At 46.0% G+C, this 18,699-nt stretch carries 10 protein-coding genes; 7 read left to right on the forward strand and 3 right to left on the reverse strand.

The annotated features are described in order from the left end of the window. The first annotated feature begins 269 nt into the window (after positions 1-269). Both FHS86_RS14550 and FHS86_RS14555 read left to right on the forward strand, forming a co-directional pair. Positions 270-1,739: a T9SS type A sorting domain-containing protein gene (locus tag FHS86_RS14550; protein ID WP_429415162.1), complete on the forward strand. Its 1,470-nt coding sequence runs from the start codon at positions 270-272 to the stop codon at positions 1,737-1,739. A 327-nt stretch (positions 1,740-2,066) separates the two neighbouring features. Beyond that, positions 2,067-2,972 (forward strand): alpha/beta hydrolase, encoded by a 906-nt coding sequence (locus FHS86_RS14555; RefSeq protein ID WP_429415164.1) that lies wholly within the window; start codon positions 2,067-2,069, stop codon positions 2,970-2,972. An 80-nt stretch (positions 2,973-3,052) separates the two neighbouring features. Here FHS86_RS14555 and FHS86_RS14560 read toward each other — a convergent pair whose 3' ends face one another. Next, entirely contained in the window at positions 3,053-3,991 is a 939-nt protein-coding gene (locus tag FHS86_RS14560; RefSeq protein ID WP_429415167.1) for a LamG-like jellyroll fold domain-containing protein, read from the reverse strand. A 251-nt stretch (positions 3,992-4,242) separates the two neighbouring features. On the opposite strand from FHS86_RS14560, the gene FHS86_RS14565 reads away from it, so the two are divergent. Then, a complete protein-coding gene (locus tag FHS86_RS14565; protein WP_429415170.1) occupies positions 4,243-5,448 on the forward strand; it encodes an outer membrane protein assembly factor BamB family protein in 1,206 nt (401 codons plus the stop codon). Positions 5,449-5,500: 52 nt separating this feature from the next. Here the strand turns inward: FHS86_RS14565 and FHS86_RS14570 are convergent, their stop codons facing one another. Further along, positions 5,501-7,657 (reverse strand): glycoside hydrolase family 3 C-terminal domain-containing protein, encoded by a 2,157-nt coding sequence (locus tag FHS86_RS14570; RefSeq protein ID WP_429415173.1) that lies wholly within the window; start codon positions 7,655-7,657, stop codon positions 5,501-5,503. A gap of 250 nt (positions 7,658-7,907) precedes the next feature. Here FHS86_RS14570 and FHS86_RS14575 point away from each other — a divergent pair, with 250 nt between their 5' ends. Both FHS86_RS14575 and FHS86_RS14580 read left to right on the forward strand, forming a co-directional pair. Then, a complete protein-coding gene (locus FHS86_RS14575) occupies positions 7,908-10,187 on the forward strand; it encodes a glycoside hydrolase family 9 protein (RefSeq protein WP_429415176.1) in 2,280 nt (759 codons plus the stop codon). Positions 10,188-10,198: 11 nt separating this feature from the next. Continuing rightward, positions 10,199-11,155, forward strand: coding sequence for a DUF4380 domain-containing protein (locus FHS86_RS14580; RefSeq protein ID WP_429415179.1), 957 nt, complete (start codon positions 10,199-10,201; stop codon positions 11,153-11,155). A gap of 43 nt (positions 11,156-11,198) precedes the next feature. Here the strand turns inward: FHS86_RS14580 and FHS86_RS14585 are convergent, their stop codons facing one another. Further along, complete coding sequence (locus FHS86_RS14585; RefSeq protein ID WP_429415182.1) at positions 11,199-15,548, reverse strand: hybrid sensor histidine kinase/response regulator transcription factor; 4,350 nt, start codon at positions 15,546-15,548, stop codon at positions 11,199-11,201. A gap of 365 nt (positions 15,549-15,913) precedes the next feature. On the opposite strand from FHS86_RS14585, the gene FHS86_RS14590 reads away from it, so the two are divergent. Continuing rightward, a complete protein-coding gene (locus FHS86_RS14590; protein ID WP_429415185.1) occupies positions 15,914-17,503 on the forward strand; it encodes an alpha-N-arabinofuranosidase in 1,590 nt (529 codons plus the stop codon). 19 nt (positions 17,504-17,522) lie between these two features. Then, on the forward strand, positions 17,523-18,521 hold the full coding sequence (locus tag FHS86_RS14595; protein ID WP_429415188.1) for an arabinan endo-1,5-alpha-L-arabinosidase: 999 nt from the start codon (positions 17,523-17,525) through the stop codon (positions 18,519-18,521). Positions 18,522-18,699 lie beyond the last annotated feature (178 nt).

Consider the following 18,699-nt stretch of genomic DNA (forward strand, 5'->3'; position numbering starts at 1 on the left):
AGCTTCTCTTCTTTTGTAAAACTTCGCTTTTTCATCGTCATAAAAGTACAGATTTAAATCTATATCTTTGTCCGATGATTTAAGGGGCTAAAACAATATGCTGATGTCATTTTGAAACGCACTTTCGTTTTTAGGCACTTTGTTGTTGTAAGTAGGGAAACGTAGGCTTAACTTTATTGTCAAATAACCGAATATTACAAAATGGGATTCGATAGCATTGAAGCAGCGGAAACATTATTTGTACCCGACCATTAACAAAATATACTGACATGAAAGCTTTAAAACTAACCCTTGTTCTTTTATTTGCCGCAATCACCTGTCTCGTTGGACAAAATTACCAGACGGTTTGTTCAGGAAGAATTTCCTATTTCGAAAATGACAGGAAGGAAATCACTTGCATTAGGATTGATTCTTCAAAATATCAGGCCGATTCAATCTTATACCCGTTTACAGTCTTCCAGGAAACAGATATTGGGTGCTTTTCTCCAAATATCGCCTCATGGATTGGCACTAAGGTCGTACTAAGCAAAACAGGCAATAATTATTTTTTCAACCGGAACAACGATAGCATTCTTATAAAAACCAATGCCCGTCCTGGAGAAGAATGGGTGTTATGGCAAAACGATGCATCGTACCTGGTAAAAGCAAGGGTGACAAAGCACGACACCATGAGTTTTTTAGGTCTGACCGATTCGGTGAAGACCATTAGCCTGGAGGCTTTTAATCAGAACATGGAGCCCGTATCTTTGGGGCTTGAGGGCAAAAGCCTGCAAATTAGCAAGCACTTTGGCTGGGTGAAAACATTTAATTTTTATTTGTTTCCCAATTTACATGGCTATTCATTTGGTGATTTCTTAAATGAACATCGATTGGTGGGGCTTTCGGCTCCTGAAGCAGGACTACAAAACCTCACCTGGATGGAGGTCTTCGATTTTCAGGAGGGCGATGAATTTCATGTGTTGTACGAATCGAGTTGTTGGGATAGCGAATATGGATCGTCGGTCACCGATAAGGCCATCTACCGCTATCTCGAACGAAATACCTATGACGATTCCATCGTCTATCGCTATTCGCGCAAACAACGCATACTTACCGAACAAACTGACAACAGCTGGCTTACACTTTATGACGACACCTTGCAGCTAACAATCAGGCCGAATGCAGCGTTCGATCTGTTGCCAGGCGAACCTTTCCGCGCTCATCCTGATGAATATCTGAATGGTGGTTGCTCCATGAACTGTGGTGAACCCTTTTCGAAAAGAACTCAAGCGGTCTTCGAATTTTATAATGATAATAATGGTTCATGCTGGCAATTATTGCATTTTGATGGTTGTGTGCCTTCAATGCAATACACCAAAGGTCTTGGCGGGCCTTATTATTCCTGTGAAAATGCCTTTTGCTTTGGTGGTGAAAGCAGGAAGCTGGTTTATTACCAAAAAGGTGAGGAAAGTTGGGGTGAGAAACTGGTACTTACAAGTCTCGACGAGCTAAAGAGGAGTTCACTTGTCCTGTATCCGAATCCGGCCCGTGATTACATCGAAATATCTTTCAACGATGCTCCCGCCTCCGCCTGCGATTTGCTTATCTACAACTTGCAGGGTCAGGCACTTCATTCAGAAAGCATGGATGGTACTTTTACCAGAATCGATGTTTCGACCTTGCAGGCAGGAAGCTACTTGTTGAAAATTACGGGAGAAAAGGGAAAGGTACTGGCAACTAAGAGATTTATGATAAAATAATTGTCCCAAAGTTGTTGTCGATTTCACAGCATTACGGGGCATCCTGTTAGTGTCAATTGCCATTATCATTAAAAAGTACCCGTTGTTTTGACGCAACTATTCTGCAGGACAAAGCATCTAAGCGGGTGATAAACAACATAATTATGAAAGCTGTAAACAACATTCTGCTGTTGGATTTTTTATTGCTGCAATCACAAATTCTTTTGACCTTGCTTCGGCCTTTAAGTTCAACGAATCAGATTTCATGATGACATCTCCTATTACATTCCTGTTTTAACTTGCAATAATGCAGCGAAGCATTTATCTTGCCCATAAAACAACTACACAATGCAAAAACAACTAGTAATCAGTCTGGCTTTTCTTTTTACTGCCCTGTATTCCTTGCAGGGACAACCAACCGTGGTGCCTTTGTGGAAGGGTGAAGTTCCCAACAACAAAGCGACCGATATTCCTGAAGGAAGCCGTGAGTCGAATGGTGAAATAACCCATGTTTATGATGTAACTGATCCGAGCCTGACTATTTACAGGGCAAAGGTTGAAGACAATGTAAAAGTGCCGGCGGTCATCATTTGTCCCGGAGGTGGTTACACCAATCTGTCGATTCTGAAAGAAGGGCACCGTGTAGCTGAATACCTTGCAGAGAACGGTATTACCGGCATTGTACTAAAATACCGTCTGCCACGCGACGAAATGCAGATCGATAAAACACTGGCACCCATACAGGATGCACAACAGGCCATATTAACGGTACGCAGCAGAGCTGCAGCATGGAATATTATTCCTGATAAAATTGGTATCATGGGATTTTCAGCCGGTGGTCATCTGGCGGCGACTGCTTCTACAAGGCGTAATTTCTGGCTGGTTGAAGGTGAAAACCTTCGCCCCGATTTCAGCATACTTATTTATCCTGTTATCAGCATGAATCCCGGCATAACCCACATGGGAAGCCACAATAACTTGTTGGGTGAGGATGCAGCCAGGGCACTTGAAATTGAATACTCCAACGAGCTGCAGATAAACAAAAATACACCGCCTGCTTTTCTGGTTCATTCTTTCGACGACAGAGCAGTTCCGGTAGCCAATTCGCTGCGCTATGCACAAAGACTGCAGGAATTTGACATTGAATGTGAGATGCATTTATACAAAAAAGGCGGGCATGGTTATGGCATGAATCCCGGTTATACCGACACCTGGCCGAAACTGATGATTAACTGGATCAACGATCTGGATTAGGATTCAGTAAGGTGAAAGATAAAAAAAAGAGGATGCCAGGCGACATCCTCTTTTTCCAAGCAGTTTTTTTCCTCTTGATCTTATTGCATTTTAACTATTTTACTGCTGTTGACAGCACCGTTGCTGAAGGTACTTTTCTTAATGTAAATACCACGCTGTAGTCGCTTAAAGTCGTTGCCGGCTTTGGCTCCGGTAATGCTGAAGAATTCTTCTTTCACCACTTCGCCTGAGAAATCGAACTGATTGACAGCGGTCCCGCTTTTGGCAGCGATGATGGCTTCAATCTGATCAGCATTGAGCAGACTTGAATAAATGGCAAGGTCGTCGAATTTGTAGGCAGGATCGGGGTCGGCCCAGTCCCAGGCCTGGTTTCCACCAAGACAGATATAGGTCAATGCCGAACCATTGTTAAACAATCCACTCACACTGCTTCCGTTTTCGTCACCACTGAGGGTCCAGGTGTTTTTTACTTCGCCATCGATGTATACTTTTACTTCGCTTTCGGTAAAAGTGGCAGTATAGAAATGCCATGCTTCATCGTCGAGCCATTCCACATCCACCGTGTTGGTTCCGTTGGTATTCTGGGCATCGGTCAGGTCGGTCCAGCCTGAATTGTTCACTTGTCCTACCAGTCGCGACTGAAGTACCATCATTGGCCAGGTATTGGCATTGTTAACCGGAGCAGCACCGTAAGCTGAGAAAATGGGCGTCCAGAGTTGATCAACAGCAGTCCCCTTGTTTACCCAAAAGGCAATGGAAAGTTCCTTGCTTCCCGATTCCTGCAGTTGTGCAAAAATGTTGTCGGGAAGCAGCAAATAGTTGCTGCGGATGGCTTGTCCTCCGGCTGCATTGTGGAATACACTTCCAAAGCCAGCTGTTTCTTCTTCAACTATCGCTCCGTTTCCTACGATGGTCGCATCGCCTGTGTCGTTTTCAAAATCATTGGAATAAAGAATCGTTTGAGCGCTGAGTCCGATGGTGGTCAAAAGTGCAATTGCTAAGATGTAGAGTTGTTTCATGCTGTTCTATTGTTTAGTTATACATTGAATTTTTTCGCTTTATTTCAGTGCTTCCTGCTTATACGCAATGAATCAAAACAAATTTAAGCCTGAAGCTTCGAAGCCTTGCGTACAGATGAATATTTGAAGTGGACAAACCGATCAAATGACCATGGCGTGTCTCTTTCTGTAAATTTGATGCGTGCACGGCATGGTACTCTTAGCAAAATTTAATATGTTTGATACCAATCGAAGCAATTGAACAGTTCACTATGAGAACACTTTTTATTCTGTTTATTTTTATTTGTTCCAATGACTTAAGTTGGGCAGGTGAGCAAAATCGATGGCGTGGTCCGCATGGAAATGGGATCTACGAAGCCGGTAATTTGCTCGAAAAGTGGCCCGATGAAGGCCCCACTGAAGTGATGATGGTGGAAGGCCTGGGAGAAGGTTTTACTTCACCGGCTTTTATAGGAAATAAAATGTACATAACGGGGATGATTGACTCCCTGGGTTATTTGTTTGTAATGACCGACAATGGTGAAATACTTGATAAAATCGCCTATGGACCTGAATACACGCTGAGGTATGTTGGCACCCGCTCGACACCTAAAGTAGTTGGCGATCTGATTTATCTGCTTACCGGCGAGGGGAATATGGTGTGTATCAGTGAGCGCCAAAGAAAAATAGTGTGGTCGAAACACATCAGCGATTTTGGAGGTGAGAACCTTCGTTTTGGCATTGCCGAATCGCTGGTGGTCGATGGAGATGTGCTCTATGCTTCACCGGGCGGACCTGAATACAATGTGCTTGCACTTAACCGCCACAATGGTGACCTTGTTTGGTCTTGCCCGGCCAAAGGAACGACTGCAGCCTATTGCACGCCTTTGTTGTTTGAGCACAAAGGGCGAAAAGTGCTGGCCACCATGATGGCCGACTGGCTTTTGGGCATCGATGCCGAAGATGGCCGCTTGCTGTGGTCACATCCCTACGAAAAGAGGAGGTCGAATTTCCCCAATACTCCCATTTATCACGAAGGGGAAATCTATTATTTCAGCGGATACGACAATGGGGGAGTCAAGCTTTCAATTTCTGAAAATGCTGAAAGTGTTGATTTGCTATGGGAAAGCGATTCGCTGCAGAGCAAGATGGGGGGTGCCGTTTTACTCGATGGCTACCTCTATGGTTCGGGTGATACCCGCCGACAGTGGTATTGCCTCGACTGGAAAACCGGCGAAACAGTGGCTACGTACAATGGTCTGGCCAATGGTGTGGTAATAGCGGCCGATAACAAACTTTTTTTGTACACCGATCGGGGTGAAGTGGTCCTTATGCGGCCTGATCCGAACCATTTTGAAGTAATCAGTCAGTTCAGAATTCAGAAAGGGACTGCTCAACACTGGGCACATCCCGTAATACACGATGGTAAATTGTATGTTCGGCACGGAGACGTGTTGCTGGCCTACCAAATCAAATAAAATCAAAGGGATGACTGAATTCAGAGCGTCCCTTTGATTTTATAAACGGTTATTATTTCGCCTTTAGCTTTCCTTTTAATTGCTCGTCGACAGATGAGCCTCCAATGAAGAAGTCAATTCTTCCTTCTTCGAGCACAAACGAATGTGCTTCGCTGTTCCAGTATTTCAGGTCTTCGGTATCGAGCAGGAGCGAAACATTTTTGCTCTGACCCGCAGGAACATGAATACGTTGAAATGCTTTCAGCGCAAGCCTGGGCCTTTTTACTCCCGAGTCGGGGAAGCGCACATACAGCTGTACTACTTCGTCGCTGCCGAAACTTCCCGTGTTGCTAAGCTGGAAAGTGAGTTCCACCTTGTCGCCGTCGCGAACTGTTTGGTGACTGCTATGCAGATTGGAATATTCGAAAGTGGTATAACTGAGCCCATATCCAAAGGGAAAGAGCGGAGGATGGGTATTGTATTGATACGTGCTTCCCTTGGTGATGTCGTACTCAAGCATGGGCAGCAAATCGCTAATCGATTTGGGCCAGCTTTGAACCAAACGACCGGCGGGGCTTACTTTTCCGAACAATACATCGGCGAGTCCGTTGCCCAGTTCCTGACTCGACTGGGTAATATGTACAATGGCCGGCAGGTGCTCTTTCGACCAGTTGATGGCATAGGGAAAACTCGAAATCAGCACCATTACCGTGTTGGGGTTGGCCTGGTGAACCAGTTTTACAAGGTCTTCCTGTTCGAGTGTGAGCGCCTGCCGGTCGACGTCTTCTTTTCCATCGCTGGGCACATAGCTTACTCCCCAGCCCAGGTTGTATGCCAGCGGATGGTTGCCAACACAAACGATGGCGGCATCGGCCTTAGTAGCGGCAATGGTGGCTGAATCGGCTTTATTGCTGGCAGCAAAAAGCACCGTAACATCATTACCCACCGCATTTCGTATTCCTTCGAGTGCCGAAACAGCGTAGGGAGGAGTTCCTGCATACCAGTCGGAAACCACCAGGTCGGCTACCGGTCCGATAACGGCAATGGTGTCGATCAGGTCGGTTTTTAATGGCAGGGTGTTGTGCTCGTTTTTTAGCAGCACCACCGACTGTGCCGTTGCTTTGCGTGCCAGTTGATGGGCTTCGGGGAGGGTCCACGGGTCGATGGTGTCTTTGATTCCAATTTGTGCGTAGGGATTTTCATCGCTCTCGTCGAACCAGCCCAGACGCAGCAATACCCTGAGCGAGCCCCTGATGGCCTGGTCGATCTCACTTTCGGCAAGCAGGCCCTTTTCCAATGCTTTTTTAAGTGGTTCTTTATAGTCGTCGAGAAACATCGTGATGCCCGAACGGATGCAGGCCACCGCTGCTTCTTCCAGATTAGGATAATACTTGTGGGCACTCACCAGCAGGCGAAAAGCACCACCATCGGTGGCAATGATGCCATTTTGACCCCATTCGTTGACAGTGATCTCCTTAAGCATGGGATGCACGGTGGCGGGTATTCCGTTCACTTTGTTGTAGGCAGCCATGTAAGCCCGTGATCCTCCTTCGCTAATGCCCTTGTAAAAGGGGTAGGAATAGTATTCACGGAACAGGCGCTCGCTGAAATCGGACGAGTTAATGGTGCGGTTGTTTTCGTTGCTGTTGGCCAGAAAATGCTTCATTAGCGAGGCCGTTTTCAGGTAGCGGGGATGATCACCCTGTAGTCCCTTTACGAAAGCCACAGTTAGTTCCCCGGCCAGGTAGGCGTCTTCGCCATAACATTCTTCGGTGCGGCCCCAGCGCACATCGCGTCCGATATCGGCATTGGGAGCCAGTACAATTAAACCACCGCTCAGGTATTTCGGACTTTGGGTCAGGTAGCGGCATTCGTAAGCTTCGTGTGCTGCAATTTGTTCTAGCAGTTCGGGGTTCCACATTTGTGCCAGACCGTAAGCCTGCGGGAAGGTCGTATTGGGGGCTTCACCCTGACCTTTTACAGCCCAGTTGGCAGGCCCGCTCAGCGCCGCGCCGTGCAGTCCTTCAATAATGCGGTGCCGCCTGATCCCCAGGCGCGGAACTTCGGGGCGGGTCGAAAGAAAATTGATTTTCTCATCGAGCGTCAACAGGGAAATCAGTTGATCTATTCGTTCTTCTTCGGGTATTTCGGGATTTTGAAATGCATGTTCCTGGGCAGCCAGTGGGTAGCTTAAAAGAAACAGGACGATTGATATAAAAAAGCATCGCATGGTAAAGAATTTAGTTGTTAGTTAGCTGGTAAAATATCTTAATCGAAAGTAGGAACTTTTATTTTCATTCAAGTGCATTTTTGCATTTCGTTTCAATTTGCATAAAATTTGAAAAGGAAGGAAATAATTTAGGTACTAGTATTCATTTTAGCGCTGCTTGTTATACATTTAAGGACTGTGTCCAAAAACAAAGCACTTATATTCGGCTGTTTTGTATTACTAAAACAGGCCTTGCCTGAAAAAAAAATGAATGATGAAGAATCGAACTTTCCTTTTGGCTCTTTTGAGTTTTATGCTGCTTATTCCTTTTGTATTGCAGTCTCAGGTTGTTTCAGAATTGATCGTTGTCGATCAGTTTGGTTATCTGCCCGATGCCCAAAAAGTAGCGGTACTCAGAGACCCGCAAACGGGTTTCGACAGTGATCAAAGCTATCAGCCGGGAAATAGCTTTCATGTGATCAACGAAGCTGACAGCAGCGTGGTATATAGCGGCACCATTGTTCAGTGGAAAAGCGGGAGAACCGATGACTCATCGGGCGACCGGGTGTGGCATTTCGATTTCAGCAAAGTGAAAGCCAGCGGAAACTACTACCTGCTGGATGAAGAAAACAGCCTGCGTTCATATTCCTTCACCATTTCGCCCACTGTTTATAAGGAAGTTTTGAAACAGGCGGCACGGACTTTTTTTTATCAGCGGGCAGGTTTTGCAAAAGACGAGGAGTATGCAGGCAAAGAATGGGCCGACGGGGCGAGTCATTTAGGACCGCTTCAGGACAAAAACTGTCGCTTGTACAACGAGGTTAACAATGTGGAAACCGAACGCGATGTAAGTGGTGGTTGGTACGATGCAGGTGATTACAATAAATACACCAGTTGGACGGCAGGCTATGTGGTCGAAATGATGCTGGCCTATCTGGAGGCGCCTGTGGCATGGACCGACGATTTCGACCTTCCTGAATCGGGAAACGGTGTACCCGATTTGCTGGATGAAGCAAAATGGGGTACCGACCATTTGTTGCGCTTACAGGAAGCCGATGGAAGTATGATCAGCATCGTGGGACTGGCTCATGCCAGCCCGCCATCGGCAGCCGATGGGATGAGCCGCTACGGTTCTCCCAATACTTCGGCCACACTAAAAGGTGCAGCAGCTTTTGCTATCAGCGCAAAGGTATTTCGTCTGATTGGTTCTGATGACTATGCGTTTACACTCGAAAATGCGGCCATTGCTGCCTGGGATTGGGCCGATTCCAACCCTGACGTGCTTTTTCAAAACAATTCATCTGAATACGCTTCTCAGGGATTGGGTGCCGGACAGATGGAAATGGATGACTATGGTCGTTTAACTGCCAAAATTGAAGCAGCTGTTTTTCTTTTTGAACTCACCGGTGATGAAAAGTACCGTTCTTTTGTCGATCAGAACTACGAACTGGTGCACATGTTGCAATGGAACTATGTTTATCCCTACGAAGGAACCAGCCAAAACATGCTATTGTATTATGCTCAACTTGACGAGGCAAGTCATGCCGTAGCAGAAAAGATCAAACGTGTTTACCGTAATTCGATGGAGCAATCGGAGGCCAATTTGCCTGCTTTGAAAAAACAGCTTGACCCTTACATGGCGTATCTCGACAGTTATGTGTGGGGTAGTAACAACATCAAGGCCATCAAGGGAAATATGCTGATGAACCTGCTGTATTATTCCGACGGCTCCTATTCAAAGAATGAAATCAGAAATCTGGCTGCCAACTATCTTCATTATCTTCATGGTGTAAATCCTTTGAATTTTGTATACCTGTCGAACATGTATCGGTTTGGAGCAGAAAACGGGGTGAATGAATTTTACCACAGCTGGTTTACCAATGGCAGTAAACGCTGGGATCGGGTAGGGCATTCTACCTATGGTCCGCCACCGGGTTTTTTAACCGGAGGCCCTAACCCTGGTTACGACTGGGACGGCTGCTGTCCGGGAGGATGTGGATCATCGTCGAACAATGCTGCTTGCCGCGCCGAAGCCATTGAGCCCCCAAAAAATCAACCCGAGCAAAAGTCGTACAAGGATTTCAACACCAGCTGGCCGTTGAACTCGTGGAGTGTAACCGAAAACAGTTGTGGTTATCAGGTAAGTTACCTGCGTCTGTTATCAAAATTTGTCGGGCTTCATTACGACTGCAATGGCGACCCCGACGGAACGGCCTACATTGATTCATGTGGAAACTGTGCAGGAGGAAATACGGGCATTGAGCCTGTCCTCGATGCAAGCAATTGCGGAGGAGTGGGGCTCATTGAAATGAATTCGGACCAGACAGCTCCGGTACGAATTTATCCCAACCCGGCGGGTGAATCGGTTCGTATTGAAAGCAGTTTGTCAGTCCTGAACCTCGAATTGTACAATGGCCGGGGTGAACGCTTGCTTCAAACCTGCGTCGATCGAAGTGCGAAAATTGACATGTCAATGTATGCTCCCGGTTTGTATTATTTCAGAATTCAAAATGAAAGCAAAGGATTTAGTCAAAAAATTGTAAAAAGATAAATTAGAAATCAATGATCAGGTTCTTCTGTTTTTTTATTCCGCTCACCTTCCTGCTGAACCTTCCTCCTGTGAATGGTCAAACGCTTGAATTGAACAATGGTGAAATGAGGGCCGTTTTTCTTCCCGATGTGGGAGGAAGATTGGTGTTTCTGGGCACTCCTGGCGGCGATAACTTACTCTTTTCTGATTCAACCCTGTGGAATGAAGCCGAAAGTGAAAGAATGCCGGTTGAGCCCCGCCCGGGCTACGATTTCAAAGCATACAATGGTTTCATCAGCTGGCTTGGACCGCAATCGGACTGGTGGAATCAGCAGGACATATTGCCTGAAAAGAAAGGCGATTTATGGCCTCCCGATCCGTATCTTGTTTACGGCCAATTTGAAGTAAACAAACAAAGTACTTCCGAGCTGGTAATGACAGGTCCCGAAAGTGCCATCAGCGGGATCAAAATGATCAAATCGTTTCGTCTCGACGGCAGGCACCTGCACATCAGTACTTCAGCTGTTAATGTGCGGTCAGCGCCTGTTTCGTGGGATGTGTGGTCGAATGCCCGCTTTAATGCCTTTGCCAGGGCACGGGTGCCGGTTAATAAAAACAGTGTGTTGAAAATCGAAACTGTGAATAATCAGGAAAGGGAAATTCTGGAACATGAAATCAGCGACGGGTTTTTTAGCTTTTTACCCGAACTGCCTGAAAACAATAGCAAGCGTCGAATGTCGAAGGTCTATCTGTATCCGGCTGAAGGCAAAATGATGGTAGAATCCATGAATTACAGGCTGTCCATCACCTTCGACCTGATTCCTGCCCGCCTTATTCATCCTGAACAGGCTTTGGTCGAAGTGTACAATTGCGTTTCGGCCGACGGGACTTCCGATTTGCTCGAAATGGAACACCATTCGGCTTACCATACAATGGCACCGGGCGATACAATTACCCTGCGCGAAGTGTGGATGCTGGAAAGTTTTTAGTCCAACAGGATATTCGCTTCTCATCAATTAAACCTGCCTGTTTTTAACTTTCTCCTTTCCGCAGGAATTCTGATGGCGAGCATTTGTAGAATTTTTTGAAGATACGGCTGAAATACTTGGGATCGTTAAAACCGGTGGCATAAGCAATTTCGCTGATCTGCAGGTTGCCCTTCTTTAACAATTCGGTCGATTTTTTAAGCCGGTACACGTTAATGAAGTCGTTGGCCGAAAGGTTGGTGATGGCTTTCAGTTTTTTGTACAACTGGCTTCGGCTCACGTACATGGCCGATGCAAAGTGGTCGACATCGAACGATGAATCGGTGTAGTACTGTTCAACCACTTCATTCACCTTGCTAAAGAACTGATGGTCGAGTTTTGAGCTGGTAATTTCGGTGGCAGGTACCTCGTCGAGCGAGCTGAAACGGCTGCGCATCTTTTTGCGGTTCTCAATAATGGCTTTTGCCTTGGCAATCAGGATGTCGACATTAAACGGTTTGGCTATGTAATCGTCGGCTCCCTGTTCGAGTCCCTCAATAAATTCGTTGGTGCTTCCTTTGGCTGTGAGCAGGATGAGTGGAATGTGACTGGTGTACAGGTTGTTTTTTGTTCTCTTGCATAGTTCCAGACCGTCCATTTCGGGCATCATAATGTCGCTGATTATTAACGCAGGATCTTCATTCTTTGCCAGTTGATAGGCTTCAGCCCCATTGCTTGCCTCGAGTACTTGAAAATAGGGGGCCAGCGCATTGCAAATAAACGAGCGCATGTCGTTGTTGTCTTCAGCAACCAGTATTTTTTCGATGGGGGCATCGCCTGCCAAAAGTTCTGTGTTGGCTGGTGTTTTCAGTTGTTCTGAAAGCACTGCAACTTTGTTTCTTATGTTCGATTCGAATGCCTGGCCGCGTGTGTCAATCTCATGGTCGGCAAAGAATTTTTTATTGGCCGGGAGGGTAACAATAAAGCGGGTTCCTTCGCCGGGAATACTTTTCACCTCGATGCTTCCATACATGAATTCAACCAGGCTTTTGACAAGCGACAGACCAATTCCGGTGCCTCTGTTTACGTGATTACGTGAGTCGGTTACCTGAAAAAAGCGGTCGAAGAGGCGGCTTAGCTGATTGCTGGCAATGCCAATGCCCGTATCAGCTATTTCGATTTGAAGAAACTCATTTTCATTTCTTTTGAATGAGCGGGCTTTAAGCAGTACCTGTTTGCCCGAAGGAGTAAATTTGAAAGCATTGGATAGCAGGTTGTAAAGTACATTCTCGAGTTTTTCCTTGTCGATCCACGAAACATTGTTCACTTCCAGTTCGCATCGGTAATCGATGTTGTTTTTCTGGGCAAGTACCATGAACGAATCATAAATCTCGTTCAAATAGGCTTCGGTATGGGTTAGCTCCACCTGAAGTTCCTGATTGCCCGTTTCCACCTTTCTAATTTCGAGCAACTGATTAATGAGCATCAGTAAGCGCTGTGCATTGCGGTTGATGGTTTTAATCAGTTTACTGCTTTCTTCATCATCGCTGAACTTTTTTATTAGCCGTTCAACGGGCGAAATGATGAGGGTTAGCGGCGTGCGGAATTCATGTGAAATATTGGTGAAGAATTTCATTTGCTGTTGATTAACATCCTTCACTTTCTGATTGAGCAGGATGAGCTCATCCCGTTGTATCGAAATCTCATTGTTTTTGTTTTCCAGCTCTTGCTTCTGATTTTCAATTTGTGTTTGCCTTCTTTCCAGTTGGTGGTTGTATTCTATCAGTTCGCTGGCTTGCTGTTCAAGCTTAATTTTTTGCTCCTCAATTTGTTGGGTTCTGATGCGTACCTTTTCTTCCAGCATGCGTTTTTGCTGAATAATGCGACGCATCTGTAACTGAATCAGAAAGAAAGTAAGGGTTACAACAAAAATTACCAGCAATATTCTGAATAATTGGGTTTTCCAGAAGGGGGGTGTTATAATAATGGTTAAGCTGGAAGGGTCGTTGTTCCATATCCCGTCGCCATTTGAAGCTTTTAATAAGAAAGTGTATGTTCCACCGGCCAGGTTGCTGTAATTGGCAAAGCGACGTTGAGCAGGAACAGTTATCCAGTCTTTGTCGATTCCTTCCATCATGTAAGCAAAGTTGGCTTTTTCGGGCAGGTAATAGTCGAATCCCGAAAAGTCGAATGAAATGTTGTTATCGCGATAACTTAGCAAAATGGTATCGGCAACATACACCGGTTCATTGAGAACGACCTGGTCGTGAAATTTTTCACCCGGTTGTACTTCGTTGTTAAAAATCCTAAGCCGGGTTATTTTAGGATCGGGAAGCTGCCGGTAAGCCAGAATGTTTTCGGGCTTGAAGTAGTTGAGTCCTTCGGTACCACCAAAATAAAGGGTTCCGTCGCTGCTTCGGAATGATGCTGACCAGTAAAACTGGTTGTTGATCAAGCCATCCTGTTTGAAGAAATTACGAAACTGATCAATTTCTACATCGAGCATCGAAAGACCGTAATCGGTACTAAACCAAAGGTTTCCCTTGTGGTCTTCCTGAATGCCATAAATTACATTGTTCGAAAGTCCTTCATCCTGTGAGTAGCGCTTGCTTCGGAGCCGGCCATTTTCATCGATTTCAACGCGGGCCATTCCCTTACCGTAGGTGCCCAGCCATATCGCTCCACGGCTGTCTTCAAGCAATGTAACAATGTAATTTCCGGGTATTGAAAGTGAATCGCTTGCCTGGTGTTGATAGAAATCGATGGGTTGAAGCAGGTATTCGTCATTGTTGACCATTCGGATGGCACTGGCCGGAAAGCGGAAAAGTCCGTTACGCGTCCCTATCCAGTAATATCCTTTGGAGTCGAGTAGCATACAGCCGATTTCTGATAATGGCGGAGTGTCTTTATCAGGGTTCTCAAGGGTGGTAAACCTGCCGGTGCTGTAATTGAGTATTGAAAGTCCGCCTTCGGTACCAATCAGTAAAAAGCCGCGGGAATCGTTCAGCAGCGATGAAATGAATGAATTGACAAGTGTCCCGCGATATGCCGGACTTGCAGCTTCGATGCGTTGAATTTTAACCTTGTTGGAGTTGGTGGTCAGTGCATTGAGTCCAAGCCCCCAGCTTCCTGCATAAAGTTTGTCGTCTTCGCCTCTGACCAGCGAGGTAATGTAATCGCTGCTTAGTGTGCTGTTGTCGAGAGCATTGTAAGTGTAATGGGTAAAGCGTTGGCTTCTAAGGTTCAGGTGATTGATCCCTCCTCCGGCTGTACCTATCCACAAATCATCGCCTTCGCGCAATATCGAGTTAATGGTGTTTTCGTTTAAGCTGTTGGGGTTATTGGGATCGTTGGCGTAAAACTCAAACTGGTTCTGGAATACATTGAATTTATTGATGCCACCTTTTTCGGTACCAATCCATACATTGCCATTGTTATCGCTGAAAAGTGTGCTGATAAACTGATTGTTGAGCTTAAAGTTTTCGGGCCCCTCCTCGGGAAAGGAGAAAAATTTTCCTGAATAACTGTCGAAAATCTGCAATCCGCCTAAGCTGCCAACCAGCAGCTGCCCCGATGCATCCTGGATTATTTTGTTAACGGTATTGTGGGCTACCGAATGCGGGTTGGTGGGTTCGTGTTCAAACCATTGTTCTGTCCGGGTATTATTCCATATTACACCCATTCCGCTGAAACTTCCGAAAAATAAATCGCCCAGCTTAGTTTCATAAATGTCTGTTACATTGTATTGTGCAGGCAGTACCATGCCATCGATGCTGTTGACAAACTGACCGGTTTTGGGAAGGAAAGCCAACGCGCCACCTGAAGTTCCGATCAGCAGTTTATTGGATGGTGAACGGTAAATGGTGTTCACCTGATTGACCGGTAAATTGCCATTTTCAACAGTATAATGCCTGATCAGTTCATAATGTCCTTCGGTATCGGCCTGCAACAGGTAGAGACCACTGTTGCTGGTACTCACCCAGAGATGCTTGTCGTAGGCAAGCAGGGAAGTTACACGCGAAATACTGTTCAATTCGGGCTTGAGGGTAGTATAGGAATAAATATGTCCGCTAATGGGGTCGTAATACGACAGCCCGTTTAACGATCCAATCCAAAGCCGGCCATCTTCTCCCTGTTCAATGGCGCTGATCATGTTGTCGGGAAGCGAGCCTGAAGCACTTTCGTCCGAACGGAACGACTCAAATGAATAGCCGTCGAAACGACTGATCCCGTTATTGGTTCCAAACCACATAAAGCCATAACTGTCTACAGCAATGGCATTGATGGTATTCTGTGGTAAGCCGTCTTCAATTCCCAGGTATTGATAACGGTAATTGAGTGGCTGTTGTGCACTAAGTTGTGTAGCCAGGAATATTCCCAGGCATATTAGGTAAAATAGTATGTTTCTTGTTTTCATGCGTTGTACCCGATTTTTCATCTAAGTTTCAAGGTTAAAAGTATAAAAAAATAATACGTTGAAATCATTCATCGGGCTTTAAAACAGAAGTCCTCTTTATATAAATAATTGTCCACCCGCTGCAATTTTTTGTGCTGTAGCTTTGACTCTGGCAGTCGAATACAGCACGATTGAGTAATTTCTGGTAACGATTTATTCAAAGGGCAATCAATAAAAAACAAAGATTAGTCAGGCAGGACTGCCGGCTTACATTGACCTGTTGACAGCATACTTACCTGTGCTATGGGTATCCTGCCTGACGATCTTCCTTGACAAAACATTTTAGCCGAACAAACAAATTGCATCAAACATATAATCTTAAAGTTATGATTAAAGGTAGAATTACGGTGCTGGCCGTCATGGTATGGACCCTGGTAGGGGCAGGTCAGCTGTTTGCGCAAAATGCAAGAATTAAAATCGATGTGGAGCGCAAGGTAGGTGAAATCGACAAGCTCCTTTACGGAAATTTTGTGGAACATCTTGGACGTTGCGTCTATGGTGGCATTTACGATGAAGGTTCACCCCTCTCTGATGAGCGCGGATTCAGGAAAGATGTACTTGAAGCCGTAAAGGGCCTTAATGTAAGTATAACACGTTATCCCGGTGGAAATTTTGTGTCGAACTATCATTGGAAAGATGGTGTGGGGCCGAAAGATGAACGTCCTCCCCGAATGGAACTGGCCTGGGCAAGGCTCGAGAGCAATCGCTTTGGAACCAATGAATTCATGCAGTTTGCCCGTGAAATAGGGACTGAACCTTATTTTTCCGTAAACATGGGTACCGGAACCATTGAGGAAGCACAGCAGTGGGTTGAATATTGCAATGTGGCCGAAGGTCCTTACTATGCCGAATTACGAAAGCAGCACGGATTCGCCGAACCCTGGAATATAAAGTACTGGAGCCTGGGTAACGAGATGGATGGATTCTGGCAAATGGGCCATCTCAATGCTGAAGACTATGCCAAGAAAGCCCGTGAAGCAGCCAAGCTGATGAAACTTACTTCGCCCGATATTAAGCTGATTGCAGCCGGTTCATCGAATTACCGGCCCGATGCCGATCCCAACGAATGGAATGCCACCATTCTGGCCGAACTGCGCGATGTGGTCGATTATCTGGCCCTTCACATGTATGTTGGCAATCCTTCGGATGATTATTACAACTACCTTTCAACTCCGCTGGTGCTCGAAGAACGCACAAAAGTGGTAAAGGGCCTGATAGCGCGTGAAATGGAAAATGCCGATCGTGGTGACCGTGAACCCATTTACATTGCCTGGGACGAGTACAACTCGTGGTACCGGGCACGCGATGCTGAAACAATGGCCGGCACACGCGCTCTCGAAGAACTCTACAATCTGGAAGACGCCCTGGTGATTGCTGGTTTCCTGAACGCTTTTGTACGCAATGCCGACATTGTTAAAATGGCCAACATGGCTCAGCTGGTCAATGTGATTGCCCCAATCTTCACCAGTGAAGACGATATGTTTCTGCAAACCATTTATTATCCCCTGCAGCTTTTTGCACAGAATGTTTACGGAACCTCACTCGATGTTTTTGTCGACTGTGATACTTATGCTACCGATGAGTTCTTTGTTGGGCTGGGAGAATCAACTACCAAACAGGAGGCGGTTCCTTACCTCGATGTGTCGGCTGCGTATCTCAACGGCGAAGTGATAATTAATGTGGTAAACCGCCACAAGGATGAAGCCATTACTACCGATATTATTTCGCAGGAAGGCGAGTTTGAGGGTTCGGTCGAAATCTACGAAGTGAACGGTCCGAATGTGAAAGCAAGGAACGATTTTGGAAAGACCGAAGTGGAAAGCAAAAAACTTTCCCCGGTGAAAGCCAAAGGTGAAGTATTTACTTATACCTTCCCGGCACACTCGTTTACTCAGCTCAAAGCACGTTTAAAATAGAAAACCGATGATGAATGCTATGGAAAAAATTCTACTGACTTGTGCGCTTTTCCTCCTAACGGTGGGGGCCAATGCTCAGAGTAGGAAAATAACTGTTCACGATCCGGTGGCCATTGAGGCCGATGGTAAGTACTATCTTTTTAACACCGGTCACGGGATTGCCTCCTGGCAGTCGGACGATCTGATTAACTGGGAGTTTCTTAGACCGGTGTTTCCCGAAAGCCCCGAATGGGCAAAGCAAAGAGTTCCTAAGTTCGACGGGAATATTTGGGCACCTGATGTGTACTTCCATAACGACAGGTACTATCTTTATTATTCTATCTCGTCGTTTGCAAGTAACCGCTCTGCCATTGGGGTGGCCACCAATGCAACGCTCGATCCCGATAATGAGAATTACCAGTGGACCGATCATGGGCCGGTCATTGAATCGGTGCCCGGGCGCGACAACTGGAATGCCATTGATCCTAATCTGGTTTTTGACGAAAAGAATCAGCCCTGGCTCTCATTTGGTTCGTTTTGGGGTGGATTGAAAATGTTTCGCTTAAGCGATGATCTGCTTTCAATCGCCGATCCGCAGGAGTGGTCGCACATTGCTTCGCGCGATCGTGATTTTACTTTGCAGGCCGGAGATCCTGGCAACGGAGCCATCGAAGCACCCTTCATCTTTAAAAAGAACAATTATTATTATTTGTTTGTGTCTTTCGATCTTTGCTGTCGGGGGCCACGCAGCACGTATAATGTTAGGGTAGGCCGTTCGGAGTCGGCAACTGGACCCTTTATCGACCGCGACGGCGTAGCCATGAATCAGGGAGGTGGAACCATGGTAATTCAAGGCGATGAAAACTATTATGGTATCGGCCATAACTCGGTTTATACCTTTGGCGATAAGGATTACATGTTTAGTCACGGCTATGCTGTCAGTGAAAAGGGCCGGCCCAGATTGCTGGTCCATCAGGTGAATTGGGATGACGAAGCTTGGCCTGTTTTGGAAGAACTTAAAGATCAGGCAGACAATTAAAGCCACAGAAGCATTTATTGCCTGATATTTTATTACAAGGCAAAAGGCTGAAGCATCCGCTTTGGCCTTTTGCTTTTTACCGTGGTGTTCTGTTTCAACTGGTGGTGCTGAATAGTTCACTGTACTGCTTACCTTGTATAATTAAAGCGGGATCGCTATTTTTAAACGCCTAATCTAA

Source organism: Roseimarinus sediminis (assembly GCF_050433125.1).
Taxonomy (GTDB): domain Bacteria; phylum Bacteroidota; class Bacteroidia; order Bacteroidales; family Prolixibacteraceae; genus Roseimarinus; species Roseimarinus sediminis.